The sequence below is a fragment of the Bartonella tribocorum genome (genome assembly GCF_002777915.1).
Classification (GTDB): Bacteria; Pseudomonadota; Alphaproteobacteria; order Rhizobiales; family Rhizobiaceae; genus Bartonella; species Bartonella tribocorum_A.
Window position 1 is genome coordinate 1 of sequence record NZ_NJGE01000092.1, and the last position, 624, is coordinate 624.

Genomic DNA, 624 nt, shown 5'->3' on the forward strand with positions numbered 1-624 from the left:
TATAAATTATCCAATGTTGATGCTGATGGTAAGGTAAATTCGGCTGAGTTTAAAGATGTTGGCTCTGCATTTACTGGACTTGATGAAAATATCAAGAATGTTAATGATCGTATTAAGGAAGTCTCAGAGGGTGTTGCACAGGATTCTTTATCGTGGAGTAAGGATGACAATGCCTTTAGTGCACAACATGGGGAAAAAGAAAAAACGGCAAGCAAGATTAAGTATCTTGCTGGCGGAGAAATTTCTGCTRCTTCAACAGAAGCGATTAATGGTTCCCAGCTTTACGAAACCAATGATAAGGTTGCGACGTACTTAGGTGGCGGAGCTGGTTATAAGGATGGCGCATGGATTGATCCAAGCTTTAAAGTCAAAACAGTTAAGGATAATGGTGAATCTGAAGAGCAAGAGTATAAGAATGTAGCAGAAGCTTTAACTGGAGTTGGTACATCTTTCACGAATATCAAGAATGAGATAAGCAATCAGATTAATCATCTTCAGTCAGATGACTCAGCGGTTATTCATTATGATAAAAAAGAAAAAGATGAAATTGATTATCAGAATGTGACTTTCGGTAAAGGTAAGGATTCTACAGCTGTAGGTCTTCACAATGTTGCTGATGGTAAG

Annotated in this window: 1 pseudogene; it reads left to right on the top strand. The window is 38.0% G+C overall.

The annotated features are described in order from the left end of the window. Positions 1-624, top strand: a pseudogene (locus CER18_RS10190) (Vomp family autotransporter); the annotation flags it as partial.